At 53.6% G+C, this 18,434-nt stretch carries 15 protein-coding genes; 10 read left to right on the forward strand and 5 right to left on the reverse strand.

Going from position 1 to position 18,434, the window contains the following annotated elements; translation table 11 throughout:
• Positions 1–2 precede the first annotated feature (2 nt).
• The 3 genes from QWY30_RS09005 to QWY30_RS09015 all read right to left on the reverse strand — a co-directional run bounded on the left by QWY30_RS09005 (position 3) and on the right by QWY30_RS09015 (position 6,535).
• Positions 3–4,739 carry a glutamate synthase-related protein gene (locus tag QWY30_RS09005; protein WP_290240269.1) on the reverse strand — a complete coding sequence of 1,579 codons (4,737 nt, stop codon included), beginning with the start codon at positions 4,737–4,739 and terminating at the stop codon, positions 3–5.
• 143 nt (positions 4,740–4,882) lie between these two features.
• Positions 4,883–5,569, reverse strand: coding sequence for a hypothetical protein (locus QWY30_RS09010; RefSeq protein ID WP_290240271.1), 687 nt, complete (start codon positions 5,567–5,569; stop codon positions 4,883–4,885).
• Positions 5,570–5,590: 21 nt separating this feature from the next.
• Positions 5,591–6,535, reverse strand: a complete 945-nt coding sequence (locus QWY30_RS09015; protein ID WP_290240273.1) for an SdiA-regulated domain-containing protein — start codon at positions 6,533–6,535, stop codon at positions 5,591–5,593.
• Positions 6,536–6,720: 185 nt separating this feature from the next.
• Between QWY30_RS09015 and rpoH the strand changes: the two genes are divergently transcribed.
• Together rpoH and QWY30_RS09025 are read left to right on the forward strand one after the other, a co-directional pair.
• Positions 6,721–7,602, forward strand: a complete 882-nt coding sequence (gene rpoH / locus QWY30_RS09020) for an RNA polymerase sigma factor RpoH (RefSeq protein WP_290240274.1) — start codon at positions 6,721–6,723, stop codon at positions 7,600–7,602.
• An 86-nt stretch (positions 7,603–7,688) separates the two neighbouring features.
• Positions 7,689–10,274 (forward strand): cation:proton antiporter, encoded by a 2,586-nt coding sequence (locus QWY30_RS09025; RefSeq protein ID WP_290240276.1) that lies wholly within the window; start codon positions 7,689–7,691, stop codon positions 10,272–10,274.
• On the opposite strand, the gene QWY30_RS09030 is transcribed toward QWY30_RS09025, so the two are convergent.
• Positions 10,240–11,085 (reverse strand): NUDIX hydrolase, encoded by an 846-nt coding sequence (locus QWY30_RS09030; protein WP_290240278.1) that lies wholly within the window; start codon positions 11,083–11,085, stop codon positions 10,240–10,242. The two genes, QWY30_RS09025 and QWY30_RS09030, sit on opposite strands and share 35 nt — an antisense overlap.
• A gap of 220 nt (positions 11,086–11,305) precedes the next feature.
• On the opposite strand from QWY30_RS09030, the gene coxB reads away from it, so the two are divergent.
• The 5 genes from coxB to QWY30_RS09050 all read left to right on the forward strand — a co-directional run bounded on the left by coxB (position 11,306) and on the right by QWY30_RS09050 (position 15,481).
• A complete protein-coding gene (gene coxB, locus QWY30_RS09035) occupies positions 11,306–12,463 on the forward strand; it encodes a cytochrome c oxidase subunit II (RefSeq protein ID WP_290240280.1) in 1,158 nt (385 codons plus the stop codon).
• A gap of 107 nt (positions 12,464–12,570) precedes the next feature.
• On the forward strand, positions 12,571–14,199 hold the full coding sequence (ctaD, locus tag QWY30_RS09040) for a cytochrome c oxidase subunit I (protein WP_290240282.1): 1,629 nt from the start codon (positions 12,571–12,573) through the stop codon (positions 14,197–14,199).
• Positions 14,200–14,207: 8 nt separating this feature from the next.
• Positions 14,208–14,324 carry a hypothetical protein gene (locus tag QWY30_RS15970; protein ID WP_028817143.1) on the forward strand — a complete coding sequence of 39 codons (117 nt, stop codon included), beginning with the start codon at positions 14,208–14,210 and terminating at the stop codon, positions 14,322–14,324.
• A gap of 21 nt (positions 14,325–14,345) precedes the next feature.
• Positions 14,346–14,570, forward strand: a complete 225-nt coding sequence (locus tag QWY30_RS09045) for a DUF2970 domain-containing protein (protein WP_290240284.1) — start codon at positions 14,346–14,348, stop codon at positions 14,568–14,570.
• Between the two features lie 35 nt (positions 14,571–14,605).
• Entirely contained in the window at positions 14,606–15,481 is an 876-nt protein-coding gene (locus QWY30_RS09050; protein ID WP_290240286.1) for a cytochrome c oxidase subunit 3, read from the forward strand.
• Between the two features lie 84 nt (positions 15,482–15,565).
• On the opposite strand, the gene QWY30_RS09055 is transcribed toward QWY30_RS09050, so the two are convergent.
• Positions 15,566–15,769 carry a twin transmembrane helix small protein gene (locus QWY30_RS09055; protein ID WP_290240288.1) on the reverse strand — a complete coding sequence of 68 codons (204 nt, stop codon included), beginning with the start codon at positions 15,767–15,769 and terminating at the stop codon, positions 15,566–15,568.
• 35 nt (positions 15,770–15,804) lie between these two features.
• On the opposite strand from QWY30_RS09055, the gene QWY30_RS09060 reads away from it, so the two are divergent.
• The 3 genes from QWY30_RS09060 (at position 15,805) to QWY30_RS09070 (ending at position 18,379) form a co-directional block, all read left to right on the forward strand.
• Positions 15,805–16,599 carry an SURF1 family protein gene (locus QWY30_RS09060; protein WP_290240290.1) on the forward strand — a complete coding sequence of 265 codons (795 nt, stop codon included), beginning with the start codon at positions 15,805–15,807 and terminating at the stop codon, positions 16,597–16,599.
• Positions 16,600–16,774: 175 nt separating this feature from the next.
• On the forward strand, positions 16,775–17,353 hold the full coding sequence (locus tag QWY30_RS09065; protein ID WP_290240466.1) for an SCO family protein: 579 nt from the start codon (positions 16,775–16,777) through the stop codon (positions 17,351–17,353).
• Positions 17,354–18,379 (forward strand): COX15/CtaA family protein, encoded by a 1,026-nt coding sequence (locus tag QWY30_RS09070; RefSeq protein WP_290240291.1) that lies wholly within the window; start codon positions 17,354–17,356, stop codon positions 18,377–18,379. It begins immediately after the preceding gene.
• Positions 18,380–18,434: the final 55 nt, after the last annotated feature.

Consider the following 18,434-nt stretch of genomic DNA (forward strand, 5'->3'; position numbering starts at 1 on the left):
CCTTAAGCTGCTTTTGGCTGAGGGTTGGCGGCGCGCCACATTTCGCCGAGCGCGCGCTTGTAGTCGACAGGCATGACTTTGATGAATTTGCCGCGCGCAGCTTCCCAGTTGCTCACGAGATCGCGTGCGCGGAAACTGCCTGTGTAGCGGAAATGATTTTCAACCAGACGCTTGAGAATGGCCTCGTCAGTTTCGCGCTCACCGCCACGGGTCATGCTGTGCCAGATATCGATGCCTTGCTCTTTAGTTTGCTCGGCAGATGACAACACAGGCTCAATCGCGACCATGGACATATTGCAGCGTTCGATAAAGGAGCCTTCCGGATCCCAGACGTAAGCAACACCTCCCGACATGCCGGCTGCGAAGTTGCGTCCCGTTTCGCCCAGCACGACAACTGTGCCACCGGTCATGTATTCGCAGCCATGATCGCCTGTGCCTTCCACGACTGCGGCGGCACCGGAGTTACGAACTGCGAAGCGTTCACCTGCGACACCGTTGAAATAAGCCTCACCGCCAGTGGCACCGTACAAGACAGTGTTGCCAACAATGATGTGGTCCGGACCGAAACCGCGGAAATCATTGGGTGAGCGAACGATGATCCTTCCACCCGACAGTCCCTTGCCGACGTAGTCGTTACCTTCACCGACGAGATCAAGAGTGATGCCGCGCGCCAGGAAGGCGCCAAAGCTTTGACCTGCGGTCCCGTTGCACTGAATGTGAATCGTGTCGTCAGGCAGACCTTCGTCACCGTACAGCGAGGCAACGCGACCTGACAACATGGCGCCAATCGTCCGGTTGCGGTTGCGCACAGGCACAATGAAGGAGACTTTTTCGCCGCGCTCAAGCGCTGGTAGGCTTCGTTCGATCAGCTGATGGTCAAGCGCCGCATCCAGTCCGTGATCCTGACCTTCGGTATGTCTGCGTGGGCTTGGTGTGGAAGGTTGATAAAAGACGCGCGAGAAATCCAGACCGTGTGCTTTCCAATGCTCGATACCAGAGCGAGTATCCAAGAGATCGACGCGACCAACCAGTTCGTCAAAGCTGCTAATGCCGAGCTGAGCCATGATTTCACGTACTTCTTCGGCGACAAAGAAGAAGTAGTTCACCACGTGCTCTGGCTTGCCCTGGAATTTCTGGCGCAGCACGGGATCTTGGGTGGCGACACCAACCGGGCAGGTGTTGAGGTGGCACTTGCGCATCATGATGCAACCTTCAACAACCAGCGGTGCCGTCGCAAAACCAAACTCGTCCGCACCCAGCAGCGCACCGATCACGACGTCACGGCCTGTTTTCATCTGCCCATCGGCTTGCACACGGATACGGCTGCGCAACTGGTTGAGCATCAGGGTCTGTTGAGTCTCGGCCAGACCGAGCTCCCAAGGCGTACCTGCATGCTTGATGGAGGACACTGGCGAAGCACCCGTGCCGCCGTCATGTCCAGAAATCGTGACGTGGTCGGCTTTTGCTTTGGCTACGCCGGCAGCAACAGTACCGACGCCAATTTCGGATACAAGCTTGACGGAAATCGAGGCGCGATCATTCACGTTTTTCAGATCATGAATGAGCTGCGCCAGATCCTCGATCGAATAGATGTCATGGTGGGGTGGTGGAGAAATCAGCCCTACCCCTGGTACCGAGCAACGCAGTTTCGCGATGTACTCCGAAACTTTGTGTCCGGGCAGCTGACCACCCTCGCCAGGCTTGGCACCCTGCGCCATTTTGATCTGAATTTGGTCCGCGCTCGAGAGATACTCCGCACTGACACCGAAGCGACCCGAAGCGACTTGTTTGATCTTGGAGCGCATGGAGTCGCCCTCCTGGAGCGCAACGTCTGCGGCGATACGATCAGCACCGAGTTCGCTGGCCAACGTGGCGCCCGCTTTGATGCCGCTTTTGCCAGTGCGCAACTCGCTGCGATAGCGCAACTCGTCTTCGCCGCCCTCACCGGTGTTCGACTTACCACCAATGCGGTTCATCGCAACGGCCAGCACGGAGTGCGCTTCGGTCGAAATGGAACCCAGCGACATCGCGCCAGTCGCAAAGCGTTTAACGATTTCTTTTGCAGGCTCAACCTGATCCAGAGGAATGGCGCGCGCTGGATCAACCTTGAACTCAAACAGTCCGCGCAAAGTCATGTGACGACGGCTTTGATCATTGATCAGCTGCGCGTATTCTTTGTAAGTGCGATAGTTGTTCGCACGCGTCGCATGCTGCAATTTGGCGATCGAGTCAGGCGTCCACATATGCTCCTCGCCGCGAACACGGAAGGCATATTCGCCACCCGTTTCAAGCGCGTTCGCGAGCACTGGGTCGTTACCAAAGGCTGCACGATGTGTGCGCAAGGCTTCTTCGGCGACTTCGAAAATTCCGATGCCTTCGATGGTACTGGCCGTACCTGAAAAATATTTGCTGACCAGATCGCTGCGCAGTCCGACGGCTTCGAAAATCTGCGCACCGCAATAGGACATATAAGTCGAGATGCCCATTTTGGACATGACTTTATTGAGCCCTTTGCCGATTGCTTTGACGTAATTTTTGATTGCTTTTTCTGGGTCCTTGCTGATCGCGGCGAGGCTTTCCATCGCCAGGAAAGGGTGTATCGCTTCGGCGCCGTAGCCACCGAGCAAAGCGAAGTGATGGACTTCGCGGGCCGATCCGGTTTCAACAACCAGACCCGTATTGGTACGCAGACCTTCACGGATCAGATGTTGGTGAATCGCCGAGGTCGCAAGCAAGGCCGGGATCGCCACATGCTCGCTATCGACGTTACGGTCGGTCAGGATCAAGACGGTGTAGCCGCTCTTGACCGCATCGACTGCACGCGCGCACAAGGCCGCCAGACGCGCTTCGATGCCGTCCGCCCCCCAGGCGGCAGGATAGCTGATGTGAAGCTCAAAACTACGGAACTTGTCGCCGGTCAGCTCGGAGATCCCTCGGATTCTAGCCATCTCTTTGTCATCAAGCACAGGCTGGTTGACTTCGAGGCGCAAAGGCGGGTTGACGTTGTTAATGTCGAGCAGATTTGGCTTGGGACCAATGAAAGAAACCAGGGACATCACCATTTGTTCACGGATCGGATCGATCGGCGGATTGGTCACCTGAGCAAAGAGTTGACGGAAGTAGTTGTAGAAAGGCTTGGCCTTGCTGGACAAAACAGCAAGCGGCGCATCGTTGCCCATTGAGCCGATGGCTTCCTCTCCTGATTCAGCCATGACTTCGAGCACGAACTTGAAATCTTCCTGGGTCCAGCCGAAAGCCTGCTGACGATCAAGCAGACTCGTAGTCTGCGCGGGTAGATTTGGCTTGGCAGGTGCGGGGAGCGATTCGAGCTTGACGCGCAGACGGTCGATCCACTGGCGATAAGGGCGCGAGTTGGCAAGCTGGGATTTGATTTCGGCGTCGTCAATGATGCGACCTTGTTCAAGGTCGATCAGGAACATCTTGCCAGGCTGCAGTCGCCACTTTTTAACAATGCGGTTTTCAGGAATCGGGAGTGTGCCGGCTTCGGATGCCATGATGACCATGTCATCATCTGTAATCAAATAGCGCGCAGGGCGCAAACCGTTGCGATCAAGCGTCGCGCCGATTTGACGGCCGTCAGTGAATGCTACGGCTGCTGGGCCATCCCAGGGTTCCATCATCGCCGCATGGTATTCGTAAAAAGCGCGGCGGCTTGGATCCATGTGTGTGTGCTGTTCCCAAGCTTCGGGGATCATCATCATCATGGCATGCGCAAGCGAGTAGCCTGAATTGACCAACAGCTCGAGGCAGTTGTCGAAAGTCGCGGTGTCTGACTGACCCTCGTAGACGATCGGGTAGAGCTTTTTGAGATCGTCGCCCAGCACGGCAGACTGCATCATGCCTTCGCGTGCACGTAACCAGTTGAAGTTGCCTTTTACCGTGTTGATCTCGCCGTTGTGGGCGATCATGCGATAGGGGTGGGCCAGCGGCCAGGCGGGAAAAGTGTTGGTTGAAAAGCGCTGGTGGACCAAGGCAACCGCCGAGACGGTCAGCGGATCGGCCAAGTCGCGGTAGTAGCGACCCACTTGATCGGCGAGCAATAAGCCTTTGTAGACGATGGTTCGCACAGAAGCCGAAGGCACAAAGTATTCTTTGCCGTGTGCGAGCCCCATGGCCTGAATGGCGTGGCTGGCTGTTTTGCGTATCACATAAAGCTTTCTTTCGAGTGCGTCCGGTACCATCACGTCAGCGCCGCGACCAATAAACAACTGGCGGATGACGGGCTCGCAGGCGCGGACTGCGGGAGACATCGGCATATCGGCATCAACGGGAACGTCGCGCCAGCCAAGTACGACTTGACCTTCTGCACGAACTGAGCGCTCAAGCTCTTGTTCACAGGCTAGGCGGGAGGCGATTTCTTTGGGCAAGAACACCATGGCGACACCGTACTCGCCTGGAGCAGGCAGAGTGACGCCCTGTTTGGCAAGCTCTTGACGGAAAAACGCATCGGGTATCTGAATCAGAATGCCTGCGCCATCGCCCATCAGCTTGTCTGCACCGACCGCACCACGGTGGTCGAGGTTTTCAAGGATTTTCAAACCTTGTTCAATGATGGCGTGGCTTTTTTGCCCTTTGATATGTGCAACAAAGCCAACGCCACAGGCATCGTGCTCATTGGATGGCGTGTAGAGACCCTGAGCTTGTGGCAAGCCCGCAACCGGAACAGAGGACGCCTGTACAGGTTTAGAAGGGTGGAAATTCAAAGGGAATGTCGACATATCGTGCTCCAGGACCGGGCTGCTATGTTGCAGCGCAAGAGCGTAACAATACCCTTGAAAATCAAGCGATGCAAGGAAATAAATAGGGGTGCGTCCCCATTTAATTTAGGGCACAACAATGGTGCAAATAAAATGGGGACGGATCATTGCTTTTTGGGACGGCCTCTAACCCCTGGCTGTACGCGACGGGTTGCCGTTTTTTGCAAATCGGCCATGAATCGCTCATCCCCAAGCGCCCATTGGCCGCGCAAGCAGGTGGAGATTTGTCTGTCCGAGGCAGATGGTAGTCCTTCGGATAGCTTGCGGCGATAGTTGGCCTGTCGGTCAAACGGCGTATTGCCGCAGAGCCAGTAGTCTGGATGAGGCTGCAGCCAGGAATACATCGCACCAGGTGCGCCAGTATGCGTACGAGCCGAAGACCAAGGCCAGGACTCGGCATCCTCGACAAGTTTTTCTCTCACAGGGTGTAATTCAAGCCATATCAGACTGGGTAATACCCAGAGGCCTGGTTGAGGAATAGTTGAATGATAGCGACCGGCAAAAACACTACCCGACCTGAGCTGTGCGGCCAAGTTGCGACCAAGGGCCTGTACGAGGGAAGGCAGGCTGGAGGAGGCCTCGGGCGTAGCCAAAATAACCATACTGCGAGGTGTGACTGCCCAGCCGTGCACGGCAACCTGATGCAAAGGGGCAAGCCGCCCAAGCCAGTTCAGTAGTTCTGGATAGGGCTGAGAGTCAAACGATTGAAGACTACGCTGTGTAGACTCAGAAAAATCAACACTGATGAGCTGGGCGTAACCCTCTGCGTAGAGCCGGGGTTGTCGGGCCATAGTCGAATATTAAGCCCGTAATCAGGGCTTTTTGAGCCTGTAAAAAAGGTTGGGCTCGCTGACGATATAAAGATTGCCGGAGTCGTCCGTCGCAATGCCTTCGGGTCGGGGCATGGGCTTGGCACCCTTGGGTGAGAGAGAAAGCATGCCGCGACCACGTCCCGTATCGCCATCGAGCTGAACAATCATTTGGGATTCCTCGCTCAGCAGGTAGACGCGACCGTTCGCAGGATCTGCCTCAACGGATGAAAGATCCGTTGCAAAAGGGACCTCGTCGAGCCAATGGCTAATGTTTTCGATACGCAGACCGCGTGAATCAGGTGATTGCAGATAGTTCAGACCACTCACCCGGTACAGGGTGCGAGGGCTATGTTCCTTTGAGATGTAAAGCCGATCGCGTTTGAGGTCGTAGCCCAGACCGTTGAAGCCTTGATTCGCGTCTTCACCCTCGCCAAAGCGGAGTAACAGTGCGAAAGCGCGGGTGACATCAAGGGCTTGAGGTGTCGATGGCATTTCGGTGAGGACGACCCGGTTACGCTTGCCATTGACAAGCGCGACACGATTGCCACCCATCCAAGCGATCCCATTGATGTCGGACATGCCTTTGACGGGGTAGGTTGCAAGCAGCTGTCCGTCCGTGGAGAGCGCGACAATAGCAGTGGGCTTGTTGATCACACCTAACAGGCGTTTTTGTAGCGGGTCATAAGCCAAACCTGCGAATTTGCCTTCCAGGCCCTGAACGGGGCGAGGCTGGTCGGGGGTGGCGAAGCCTGTGAGAGTGTTTCCACCCTCTGCAGCGATTTTCTTTTCCCACTCCGCTTGCTTGGCGGCCAAGCCCGAAATCCAGCGGTACGCGACCTGTTCGGCGTGGTAGTAGCGCACGCCGATGTAAGTCGCCCAACCCACAGCAATAATGAGCAGGCAGGCAAGCAAAATTTTGGAAAGAAACTTGACTAAGTCGGACATACCCGAATCCAGGGACAAACAAAAGCTCGAAACTGACTCAGTCAGTCTGGAAACCGCCCCTCAGATTAACACTCCGGCGAAGATTGCGGAACTTTTGCTATATAAAACCGTCATATTGGCACTCGCAGCGCTCGAGTGCTAATATCAAGACTCAGATGGCGCCTCGAAAACAGGAGTCTACGATTATGACAAATACGGCAGCTTTAACCTTGCAACCTAGTCAACTCGCCATGGCCATATCGAATCCCGGTTCGTTGGGAACGATTGAAGCCTATATCGCGACGGTCAACCGCTTGCCCGTGCTGACGCCGGAGCAAGAGAGCGGGCTTGCCCGACGTTTGCGTGACGAGCAGGATATTGAAGCGGCCCGGGAGCTGGTGTTGTCGCATTTGCGCCTCGTGGTATCCGTGGCGCGTCAGTACCTAGGCTATGGACTGCCTCACGCCGACCTGATCCAGGAAGGCAACGTCGGCTTGATGAAAGCCGTCAAAAGGTTCGACCCAGAACGCGGGGTTCGACTTGTTTCTTTCGCTGTGCACTGGATCAAAGCTGAAATTCATGAATACATCGTGCGCAACTGGCGCATGGTGAAAGTCGCCACGACAAAAGCGCAACGCAAGCTGTTTTTTAATCTGCGCAGCATGCGTCCGGACGGACAAACGCTCGACTCGAAACAAGTTGATGAGATCGCGGCGCATTTGAATGTTCGCACTGAAGATGTTCGCGAGATGGAGGTGCGCCTCTCCGGACGAGAAATGTCGCTGGAAAACCAGGACGATGACGAGGACGCATACGCTCCTATCGCATATTTGTCTGACGAGGGGCACTCTGATCCGACTCAGGTTCTGGAGCGCCGTGCCGAAGACTTGATGCGGGGTGCGGGTCTCGATCGTGCGCTGGATGCACTCGATCCCCGCTCACGCCGGATTGTCCAGGCGCGCTGGCTACAAGACGACAGTGGCGCGACGCTGCACGAGCTGGCTGAAGAGTTCGGCGTATCGGCCGAACGCATTCGTCAGATCGAAGTTGCCGCGATGAAAAAAATGCGTTTAGCGTTAACAAACTAAAAAACTAAATTCAATATCCGCCAACATCACGTACCATAAGGTTCTAAGAGCAGGCAACGCCTGCAGGGTTAACGGAATCAGTTGGTATGGATATCAATTCCTTTGTGTTTGGACTGACGGGCCTGCTCGCGCTCGTCTGCTTCATGCCGCCACTTGCTGGTCGGGTCAAGCTCCCTTATTCAGTTTTTTTGGCGATCGCAGGTTGCGTGCTGGGATATGTTTCTCACGTACACCAGTGGGCGCCCCCTGTCCTTGGGGAGTTTCTGACCATCATCAGCACGTTCGAGGTCTCATCCGAGACCTTTCTGGTTGTTTTTCTACCGATTTTATTGTTCGAGGCCGCGCTCGCCATGAATGTGCGCAGATTATTGGACGATCTGGGCCCCATTCTAATGATGGCGGTTGTCGCAGTCATTATCAGCACGGTCTTTGTAGGGGTGGTTTTATCGCAAATATCTGGCTTTAGTCTGGTGGTGTGCTTGTTGCTAGGATCGATCGTCGCCACGACGGATCCTGCGGCAGTGATCGGTATTTTCAAAGAAGTGGGCGCACCCGCCAGACTCAACACGCTTGTCGAAGGCGAGAGTTTGTTAAACGACGCAGCAGCGATCGCGCTTTATGCCGCATTGATGGGCGTGTTGTCACACACAACCGAGTTGAGTTTTGGGTCGCTCTCGCAAAATTTTTTATATCTGTTCCTTGGGGGCGGATTGACGGGTTTTGTGCTGGCAAGATTGGCCTGCCTGTCATTTCCTTTGCTGCGCGGTTGGCCGGCTGCGGAAATTTCGTTAACGATTTCAGTGGCCTATCTGTCTTATTTCGTTTCTGAGCACTATTTGCACGTATCGGGTGTGGTCGCGACAGTCGTTGCGGGTTTAGTGGTGGGCTCAACAGGGCGAACACGCATGGCGCCGACAACCTTTGTCACGCTTTCGCAGTCCTGGCACCAGTTTGGTTTTTGGGCAAATTCGCTGATTTTCTTGTTCGCGGCAATGCTCATTCCCAAGGTGATGGCCAATGCCACTTGGATTCATCTTTTTTACGTGTTTATTGTCTTCGTGGCTACGCTGACGGCGCGGGCAATCGTTGTGTTTGGTTTGGTGCCGCTCTTGTCTTTTTCCGGATTGGGCGCACGGATTGGTACTCGTTTTCGCGTGGTGTTGTGGTGGGGCGGGTTGAGAGGTGCGCTATCGCTCGCGCTTGCGCTGGCGGTCACTGAACGGACGAGTTTGCCGAATGAAGCGCGCGAATTCATCGCCATTACCGTGACGGGATTTGTGCTTGCGACGCTTTTCATCAATGGGTTGTCATTACAACCTGTCATCAAGATGCTGGGCTTGAATTTACTCACCAAAAAAGAGCGAGCCTTGCGCAACCAGGCGGTGATTGTCGCGACGGCGATGATTCAGCAGGAAACCGATGTGATCGCGCGTCTGGAGCAAGTGTCCGGCCCTGCGCGTGAACGTGTCTACACCGCATTCAATAAAAGCATCGAGGAAGGCAGTGACCTGCACATTGAGCATTTCTCTGTCAGAGAGCGAGTTGATCTCGGCTTGACGATTTTGGCGCGTCAGGAATATGAGCGGTACTTCGATGTGTTGAAGCATCAGATCATTGATCGCAATATGGCTGAGCGTCTGTTAGGTCGCGCAGAGCGACTTGAAGAAGCTGTTCGTTTAAGAGGTGTGCGAGGTTTTGAGTTCAGTACAGCGCGCTCAATGCGCTATCCCCGCCGTTTCAGGCAAGCGATGCGGGTGTACGAGATCTTTGGTGTGCAGAGGTGGTTGGCGCACGAGCTCAGCCAACGTTTTGTGGCGCTCATGTGCATGCGTTCGATTTCGCAGCAGTTGCTGGACTTCATTGATCAAAAGCTGAAAGATATCCTGGGCTCAGAGGCGTGCGAACAGCTCAGTGAAATGCATGGACACCGTTTATCACTTATTCGCGAAGCTTTGCATGCCTTGGAATTGCAATATCCGAATTATTCCTTGTGGATGCAGGAGCATTATCTTGGTCGCATCGCCAGACGACTGGAGCGTGAACGCTATGGTGAAATGTTTGATCAGTCTCTGATTAGTGGCGAGGTGTATGAAAATTTGTCGGATCAAGTCACTCAGCGCTGGGCCTTTCTAGACAAAAACGCGGCACTGGATATTGAGATGGATGCCGTGGAGCTTGTTTCAAGAGTCCCTTTATTGACCGGACTGCCACCTCAGGCACAGCAAGCAGTGACCAAGATGTTAAAGCCAAGACTTTTTTTGCCAGACCAGCTGATCTGGGGCAAAAAAATACCGCCATTTGGCTTGTACATTGTTGCATCGGGAGCCGTCACAATTTTGCTGCCTGATGGCACACATGTTGAGCTCGGTTCCGGCGAGTTTTTTGGTGAAATGTACTTGCTCGATCACGATGTGTCGGAAAATTTTGAGGTCAGATCGCTTGGTTACAGCAAGCTACTGTGCCTGCCTGCGAAAGACTTCGACCATCTGATGTCTCAGGACCCCGCGATCAAATCTGCCATTGAGCTTGTTGCCAAACAGCGCTTACGGGCGCTTGAAGTCTGGCGGTCTTATCAGAGTAGCTCGCAAGCCCATTCTCAACCGGCTGGGCAACAGGCCGGACAAACGACGGGGCACGCTACTGCGCCGTCCGCCGCCAGAGATCCTCAGTGATGACAATCGATGCCTCAAGCGTAAAGGCATCGTTTTTCAGCATATCCAAAAGGGTCTCAGTGTCCAGAAGCTTTATTTCCATCACTTCGCCATCGCGATTGCTCGGAATAATGTGGCTTGGTAGAACGCTCTCGCAGGTCAAGACGATCTCTGTTTGAAAACCTTCGGGAATCCGACGTTTCATTTGAGCAATCGCGCGAAGGGGTGTTCGGTTGACAATATCCGGGGCATCCAGGCCTGCTTCTTCGTCCGACTCTCTAACCAGAGCAAGTTCGGGATCCTCAAGATTGCCAACCAGGCCCCCAACGAGCGTATCCCACATGCCGGGATCCGTGGCTTTTGTGAGGGAGCGTCTGGCAACCCACAGGCGACCGTCTTCAGACCAGCCGCTCAGATGTACCGCCCTTGTGGTGAGGCCGAGTGGGCGCATGACCCCTCTTTCAATCGCTCCCACGCGTCTGGAGGATGTTTGATCGCGAGGGTCTTCCTGGGTCCAGATGTCCAGTAACTCATTTCGCCAGCCTGGCGTACACCCCGCAGCCCTCAGTTTCTGTGCGATTTCGGCTAAAAATGCATCCAGTGTGTCTCCAGATGTCAGATTTGGACCTAAATGTGCTGACGTTGTTTCGACCAGTACGTTCGGATGCCCGGACAATGCCTTTGCCGCACCGGGGAAAAGCCAGCCGCAGCGGTGACCCGCGATATATAAAGGCAAAGAGCCTGCGGCAGGCTCTTGCGAGGCGCGTTCCAGAAAGCCTTTCAAGAGAGCCTGAAGGCCTTGACGGGTGCTAAAGAGGTCTGACTTTGTCATATTGGGGATACGCCTGATGGGGTAAAGGGATTGTAGTGCAGCAGGGATGCCAAGCCTGCGCTACAATCACCACCGTTTCTTTGCGATACGTGCTAATCCTTGGGGGGTTTCCACCTGTGATTAGCCATACAATAATTTTGCGCAGGGCGGTCTCTCGGATGGGATATTTCCCCCGTTTCTCGATAGACTTGTCCAACGTGCGATGTGTTTAGAGGTCAGCATGAAGAAGTTGAGAGGGTTACTGGGCGCCTGTGCCATGCTTTTTGTAGGCATCGCAAGTGCACAAGTACAAGACATGCCCGGAGGGCCACGCGTCAATCAGCTCAATCTCCCCGAGGGAGTGAACCAGATCGCGCGTGATGTGGCGTGGCTGCATTGGTTCATGTTGATCATTTGCATGGTGATCTTCGTGGCCGTGTTTGGTGTCATGTTCTACTCGATCTGGGCGCATCGCAAGTCGCGCGGCGTCAAGCCCGCCACATTCCATGAGCACATGGGCGTCGAAGTGGCCTGGACAGTGATCCCCTTCCTGATCGTGATTGCCATGGCTCTGCCTGCAACCCGTACAGTCGTCGCCATGAAGGACACCAGTGGCGCGGACCTGACGATCAAGGTCACCGGCTATCAGTGGAAATGGGGATACGAGTACATCGATGGCCCTGCGACTGGCGTCAAGTTTTTGTCCAACCTCTCAACTCCCCGTGCTCAGATTGAAAATAAAGAGCCCAAGGGTCAGTTCTATCTGATGGAAGTTGACAACCCGCTGGTTGTGCCAGTTGGTAAAAAGATCCGCCTGGCTGTGACTGCCGCTGACGTGATCCACTCCTGGATGGTGCCGGACTTGGCTGTCAAGCAGGATGCGATCCCCGGATTTGTCCGCAACACTTGGTTCCGTGCGGACAAGATTGGCGAGTATCGTGGTCAATGTACCGAGCTTTGCGGTAAAGACCATGCCTTCATGCCGATTGTGGTCAAGGTTGTTTCCGAAGCCGACTATGCAAAATGGGCTGACGATCAGAAAAAATTGTTGTTGGCCGCTGCTGATGATCCAAATAAAGAATGGACTGGCCCAGAGCTGATTGCCCGCGGTGAGAAGGTCTATGCTGCGAACTGTGTGGCCTGCCACCAGGGTAGTGGCAAGGGCGTAATGGGTGCGTTCCCTGCGCTGGATGGCAGTCAGATCGTCATGGGCCCCAAGGCAGCAAACATCGATATCCTGCTCAAAGGCAAGCCTGGAACGGCAATGGCTTCGTTCGCCTCTCAACTCAATGATGTCGAGATTGCAGCAGTGATTACTTATACACGCGCAGCATGGACAAACGCAGGCAAGGGTAAAGACCCCATAATTTCACCTGCAGATGTCAAGGCTGCGCGCTAAGTGAGTGCGTTGTGGGTATTGTTGGTTAAGTCAAACGGATCAATTCGTATAGATCGTTGCTCTCGCTCACAAATGCGGGAGCAGCCTAAGCAGGATAGGAGTTCGCCATGAGTAGCATTCCAGCAGATCACATTGGTGGCCACGGCCACGGTCATGACCACGATCATGCGCACGACCACGACCATCACCATGGTCCGTCGCTGCATGGCTGGCGTCGTTGGTTGTTTGCGACCAACCACAAAGACATCGGTACGATGTATTTGATTTTCTCTTTCACGATGTTGCTCGAGGGTGGCGCTTTAGCCCTTCTATTGCGCACGGAGTTGTTCGAGCCAGGTTTGCAATTCTTCCGTCCCGAATTGTTTAACCAGTTTACGACCATGCACGGTCTGATCATGGTGTTTGGCGCCATCATGCCTGCTTTCGTGGGTTTTGCTAACTGGATGATTCCGTTGCAAATTGGCGCCTCTGATATGGCGTTTGCTCGGATGAACAACTTCAGCTTCTGGCTCTTGCCGGTGGCTGCGATTTTGCTGACCGCATCGTTTTTTGTGCCGGGTGGCGCAACAGCAGCGGGCTGGACGCTCTATGCCCCGTTGACCGCGCAGATGGGTCCAGGCATGGACCTCGCGATTTTTGCTGTCCACATCATGGGTGCCTCCTCGATCATGGGCGCGATTAACATCGTGGTCACGATCCTGAACATGCGTGCGCCTGGCATGACGCTGATGAAAATGCCTTTGTTCTGCTGGACATGGCTCATCACGGCTTACCTGCTGATCGCTGTGATGCCTGTTTTGGCAGCTGCGATCACGATGGTCCTGACAGACCGTCATTTCGGTACTGGTTTCTTTAATGCCGCTGTGGGTGGTGATCCAGTCCTGTATCAGCACATTTTCTGGTTCTTCGGACATCCAGAGGTGTACATCATGATTCTGCCGGCCTTTGGTATTGTTTCAGCCATCGTGCCCGCTTTTGCCCGTAAACAGTTGTTTGGCTATGCTTCGATGGTGTATGCGACAGCATCCATCGCGATCCTTTCCTTTATCGTTTGGGCGCACCATATGTTTGCCACAGGTATGCCTGTGACGGCCCAGCTGTACTTCATGTACGCAACGATGCTGATCTCGATTCCGACTGGCGTAAAAGTGTTCAACTGGGTGGCCACGATGTGGCGTGGTTCCATGACCTTTGAAACTCCCATGTTGTTTGCAGTGGGTTTCATTTTCGTGTTTACGATCGGTGGCTTCACAGGTTTGATCCTGTCCATGGCGCCTATCGATATCCAGGTGCATGATACCTACTATGTGGTTGCCCACTTCCACTATGTGCTTGTGGCCGGCTCCCTGTTCGCTCTGTTTGCGGGCACCTATTACTGGTTGCCAAAGTGGTCGGGCTACATGTATGACGAGCGCTTGGGCAAGTGGCATTTCTGGATGAGCATGATTTCGTTCAACATCACTTTCTTCCCGATGCACTTCATGGGTCTGGCCGGTATGCCACGCCGCTACGCCGACTACGCTGCTCAGTTCACCGACTTCCACCAGATCGCAACACTTGGCGCATTCTGGTTCGGTTTGTCACAATTGCTGTTCTTGTACATTGTCCTGAAGGCATATGCCGGCAAGGGTGAGCGTGCACCGGCGAAACCTTGGGAAGGCGCAGAAGGACTGGAGTGGACTGTTCCTTCGCCAGCACCTTTCCATACGTTTGAGACCCCACCACAGGTCAAATAGGATATTCAATGACTCCAGAGCAACGTCGTAAGAACAAGCGGGCAGGTTTGATTTTTCTGGTGCTCGTACTTGTGATGTTTGGCTGGACGATTGGCAGACAGTTTTATACGCATTACTTTTCCTGATTCAGGTGAGGCAGCAGGCACATGAGTCAGGATTTAAAAGAATTATCACAGCGCAAGCTGAACTTTTTCCAAACGCTCAAGGCCATTTCCTGGGCCATGTTCGGAGTAAGAAAAGGTAAAGGGTACGAAGAGGATATCGCCAAGCTCAACCCGGTTCACCTCGTGATTGCCGGGTTGTTGTTTGGTCTGATATTTGTGGTGAGTCTTGTGTTGATTGTCCAGTGGGCAGTCGCAAGTCTTAGCTAGAACAATATTTGATCATTTGTAGTCTGGAGAACAATATGAGTGCATCCCACTCTGCTCACGTCAAAGAGGCACCTTACTATTTCGTGCCTGCGGATTCTGCACATCCCGTGCGGGCTAGTTTCTGCTTGTTGATCGTGATGCTCGGCGCGTCCGCCTGGGTCAACAGCGTGGACGCTGGTAAGTGGGCCGTGCTGGTGGGTCTGCTAGGTTTATTTGTTGTCCTCTACAACTGGTTTGGCGACGCTATCCGCGAATCTGAAGCAGGACTGAACAGCAAACGCATCGACGTATCTTACCGTTGGAGCATGAGCTGGTTTATTTTTTCAGAAGTCATGTTCTTTGCGGCATTTTTCGGCGCACTTTGGTATACACGCACAGTGACCATGCCTTGGCTGGGTGACCTGGATCATAAACAGTTCCTCTGGCCAGAGTTTAATGCCGTGTGGCCTAACCTGGGACCTGCGGGCGTTGTTGAAGCGTTTGAAACAATGGGCCCTTTCTGGTTGCCGACGATCAACACAGCTTTGTTGTTAGCATCCGGTGTCACACTCACAATTTCACACCACGCGTTGCGTGAAAACCATCGCGGCAAAGCCAAGTTCTGGTTGTTTGCCACGATCGTTCTCGGCTTTGTATTCGTGGGCTGCCAAGCATACGAGTACATCTATGCATACTCTTCGTTGAACCTGCGTTTTGATTCAGGTGCCTACGGTTCGCTGTTTTACATGTTGACGGGTTTTCACGGGTTCCACGTGTTGCTCGGTGCAACGATGTTGACTGTAATCCTGATCCGATTGATGAAAGGCCATTTCACGGCTGATCACCATTTTGGTTTCGAAGGTGCAGCATGGTATTGGCACTTTGTCGACGTAGTCTGGCTCGGACTGTACCTGTTTGTGTATTGGTTCTAACGAGATCTTGAGGCAACTTTAGTTTGTTGCCCGGCGATAAGAAAGGCCAGCGCAAAGCTGGCCTTTTTTTATCGAAGTGATTGTTCAGCGTTTAAAGCCTGTTGTCTCAATCCAGCCCATCCAATGGGAAAACAACAGAAAAAGAAAAAGCGCCACAGACAAACTAATGCGCACAGTGAGTGCATTGACGGTTTTGTTTGAAGTCCCTTTGTCGCGCATGAGATAGAACAGCGCTGAGCCAAGACTGCCTAAAATACCGATGAACGCCAGAATGACTAAAACACGCATGACAGTCCTCTCATAAAGACGAGATTATCGCAGACATGACCAAGCCGGCATCAAATAGACTTACCTGGATTGCCCTAATACTGTTGGGGGCGGTCGCGGTCATCTGTCTCTTACTTGGACGCTGGCAACTCGAGCGCGCAGAGCAACGTCGGGAAATCGCCGCCACACTTGAGGCAGGTCGACGAGCCGCACCGCTGACGTTGCGACCGGGAATGCCTGTAATCGGACTTCAGGCCTGGCGTCCCGCGACCGCTGAAGGTCAGTGGCGACCCGAGTGGAGTGTTCTGCTAGACAATCGAAATCTCGATGGACGACCGGGCCTATGGCTTGTGACACCTCTGATGCTGGATCAAGAAACTGCGGTTCTGGTCCTGAGGGGGTGGTTGGAACGCCCCATTGCGAATCGTCCGGTCGCTAGAGTCCCTACTGAGATTTCAACTGTTCGCATCGAAGGGGAGCTTGCGCTTCGCGTGCCTAGACTATTTGAGTTGTGGACGAGCGAAGCGAACGCCGGCGCGAGTTTGCCTCAAGGCTGGAAAGGAATGACTCAGCCCGTTGAAGGCGAGATTGATCCAGTCTTGTTGCCTAGATTACAAAACCTCGATCTCGATCTATATGCACAAAGAACAGGACTCAAGTTTTTACCAGTGGTGTTGATGCAGCACTCAGGTAGCGTCGATGACGGCTTAAAGCGTGTGTGGCCAGAGCCTTCAGTGGACTCAGATAAAAATGTGGGTTACGCCATGCAATGGTTTGGTTTTGCCGGCATTGTTTTAATTGCCTTTTTGGTTGTGGTCTGGCGCCATGTGCGTCGACGCCAATCACCGTAAATGCGTGCTGCTATTCGAGCAGTTTGACGGATTCGCAGTAAAGTAACGTTTAGAAACTTATAGATGATTGAATGATGGAATTGCTGTGACTGAATCGTTCTCGAAATCAAAACTTGGCTATCAAAGGGCTGAGCAACAAACAAAACCGCGCTCTAAAACGCCTCTCATCATCATCATGCTGATGAGTCTGGCCCCGGTGATCGCGGCGCTTTTAGTTTATTTCAATCCCGAATGGAGACCAGAGGGTAGCGCTGCGTATGGCGAACTTGTCGAGCCACAACGGCCTATGCCTACCGCGCAAAATTTGCCTTTGACGACGCTGGATGGAAAGCCTTTTGACTTGAGTTCGCTCAAAGGCAAGTGGATCATGATGGCTGCGGACGGGGCGGCATGCCCTGACTCATGCGCACGCAAACTCTACATCATTCGAAATACCCATGCGAGTCAGGGGAAGCATGTCGAACGATTGACTCGTGTGTGGTTCATTACCGATGATGCGCCCGTTCCAGAAAAAGTGCTGGAGGCCTACAAAGGCGCAGTGATGGTAAGAGTCAATCCTGTCATGCTTCAGCAGTTTTTGCTCGGTGGAGCGCCGGGCTCTATGACGCCTGAACAAGCCAGAAATGCGCTTGCGCCGATGATCTGGGTGATTGATCCTTTGGGTAATCTTATTTTGCAATATCCCTCTATCGCAGATCCAGAGATGTTCCGCAAGGATATACGCAAGCTCCTTCAGAATTCCAGGATTGGCTAAATGTCTCAGGAAACCCCCTCCAAAAAACGTTATCGGAAACTCGTCTTTCTGACTTGGTTTCTGACGCTTGATCTCATTATGTTTGGCGCATTTGTCAGGCTGACAGACTCTGGGCTGGGTTGTCCGGACTGGCCTGGTTGCTATGGTAGCGTCACACCTATTGGAGCACTTGACTCTATTCGTCAGGCTGTGCAGGTCATGCCTGATGGACCTGTCACTTTGCCGAAAGCCTGGATCGAAATGATCCACCGTTATGTTGGTGCTCTGTTGGGCTTTTTGATTATTTTAATTACCTGGATGTCCTGGCGTTGCCGCAACAAATTCGAATATTCCCCAAGATTAGCTGTAGTGACATTGCTTGCAGTGTGTTTGCAGGGTGCGTTCGGAGCCTGGACGGTCACGATGAAGTTGATGCCTCTCATTGTGACGGCGCATTTGCTGGGCGGAATGTCGCTTTTGGCTTTGATGACATGGCTTGCGGCGCGCGAGAGACACTATCCATCTGTCAGAGCCGAGACGCTGCGATACACCCCATGGGTTGCTGTAGGCCTCGCGCTATTGTTCATGCAGATTGGGTTGGGCGGATGGGTGAGTACTAACTATGCAGCGCTGGCGTGCATGGATTTTCCAACATGCAATGGGAGCTGGTTGCCGCCCATGGACTTAAAAAATGGATTTTCACTGGTGCGTGGGCTTGGAGAAATGCCCGGGGGTGAAATGATTTCCCAAACTGCGCTGACAGGGATTCACTGGGTTCACCGAAATTTTGCTTTTGTGATCTTTGCCTTCATGGGGTTTTTGAGCGTGCGGCTAATGAAGGATCCGGGCTTAAGAGGTCCCGCGCATTTGGTATTGGCCTTGCTGGTTGCTCAGCTTTTTACTGGCTTAACCACCATCTTCTTCCAGTGGCCCTTGCTGATTGCTGTTTTGCATAACGGCGGCGCGGCAGGTCTTGTTTTGGCGACGGTCACGTTGCTTTTCCGCCTTGGACATACAGCCAGAACGTCCGCCACCTCTCAGCTTTAGCTGATCGGATCGGCGGACAGTCCCGCCGCTTGGGGACGCTTGCCATTACAATGGC

Origin of the sequence: Zwartia panacis (assembly GCF_030410395.1) — a bacterium.
In the GTDB taxonomy this organism is placed as follows: domain Bacteria; phylum Pseudomonadota; class Gammaproteobacteria; order Burkholderiales; family Burkholderiaceae_B; genus Zwartia; species Zwartia panacis.

What these genes read in the sequence shown, in the direction of transcription:
- QWY30_RS09005 (WP_290240269.1), bottom strand. Translation starts at nt 4,739, where the DNA reads ATGTCGACATTCCCTTTGAATTTCCACCCTTCTAAACCTGTACAGGCG.
- QWY30_RS09010 (WP_290240271.1), bottom strand. Translation starts at nt 5,569, where the DNA reads ATGGCCCGACAACCCCGGCTCTACGCAGAGGGTTACGCCCAGCTCATC.
- QWY30_RS09015 (WP_290240273.1), bottom strand. Translation starts at nt 6,535, where the DNA reads ATGTCCGACTTAGTCAAGTTTCTTTCCAAAATTTTGCTTGCCTGCCTG.
- rpoH (WP_290240274.1), top strand. Translation starts at nt 6,721, where the DNA reads ATGACAAATACGGCAGCTTTAACCTTGCAACCTAGTCAACTCGCCATG.
- QWY30_RS09025 (WP_290240276.1), top strand. Translation starts at nt 7,689, where the DNA reads ATGGATATCAATTCCTTTGTGTTTGGACTGACGGGCCTGCTCGCGCTC.
- QWY30_RS09030 (WP_290240278.1), bottom strand. Translation starts at nt 11,085, where the DNA reads ATGACAAAGTCAGACCTCTTTAGCACCCGTCAAGGCCTTCAGGCTCTC.
- coxB (WP_290240280.1), top strand. Translation starts at nt 11,306, where the DNA reads ATGAAGAAGTTGAGAGGGTTACTGGGCGCCTGTGCCATGCTTTTTGTA.
- ctaD (WP_290240282.1), top strand. Translation starts at nt 12,571, where the DNA reads ATGAGTAGCATTCCAGCAGATCACATTGGTGGCCACGGCCACGGTCAT.
- QWY30_RS15970 (WP_028817143.1), top strand. Translation starts at nt 14,208, where the DNA reads ATGACTCCAGAGCAACGTCGTAAGAACAAGCGGGCAGGTTTGATTTTT.
- QWY30_RS09045 (WP_290240284.1), top strand. Translation starts at nt 14,346, where the DNA reads ATGAGTCAGGATTTAAAAGAATTATCACAGCGCAAGCTGAACTTTTTC.
- QWY30_RS09050 (WP_290240286.1), top strand. Translation starts at nt 14,606, where the DNA reads ATGAGTGCATCCCACTCTGCTCACGTCAAAGAGGCACCTTACTATTTC.
- QWY30_RS09055 (WP_290240288.1), bottom strand. Translation starts at nt 15,769, where the DNA reads ATGCGTGTTTTAGTCATTCTGGCGTTCATCGGTATTTTAGGCAGTCTT.
- QWY30_RS09060 (WP_290240290.1), top strand. Translation starts at nt 15,805, where the DNA reads ATGACCAAGCCGGCATCAAATAGACTTACCTGGATTGCCCTAATACTG.
- QWY30_RS09065 (WP_290240466.1), top strand. Translation starts at nt 16,775, where the DNA reads ATGCTGATGAGTCTGGCCCCGGTGATCGCGGCGCTTTTAGTTTATTTC.
- QWY30_RS09070 (WP_290240291.1), top strand. Translation starts at nt 17,354, where the DNA reads ATGTCTCAGGAAACCCCCTCCAAAAAACGTTATCGGAAACTCGTCTTT.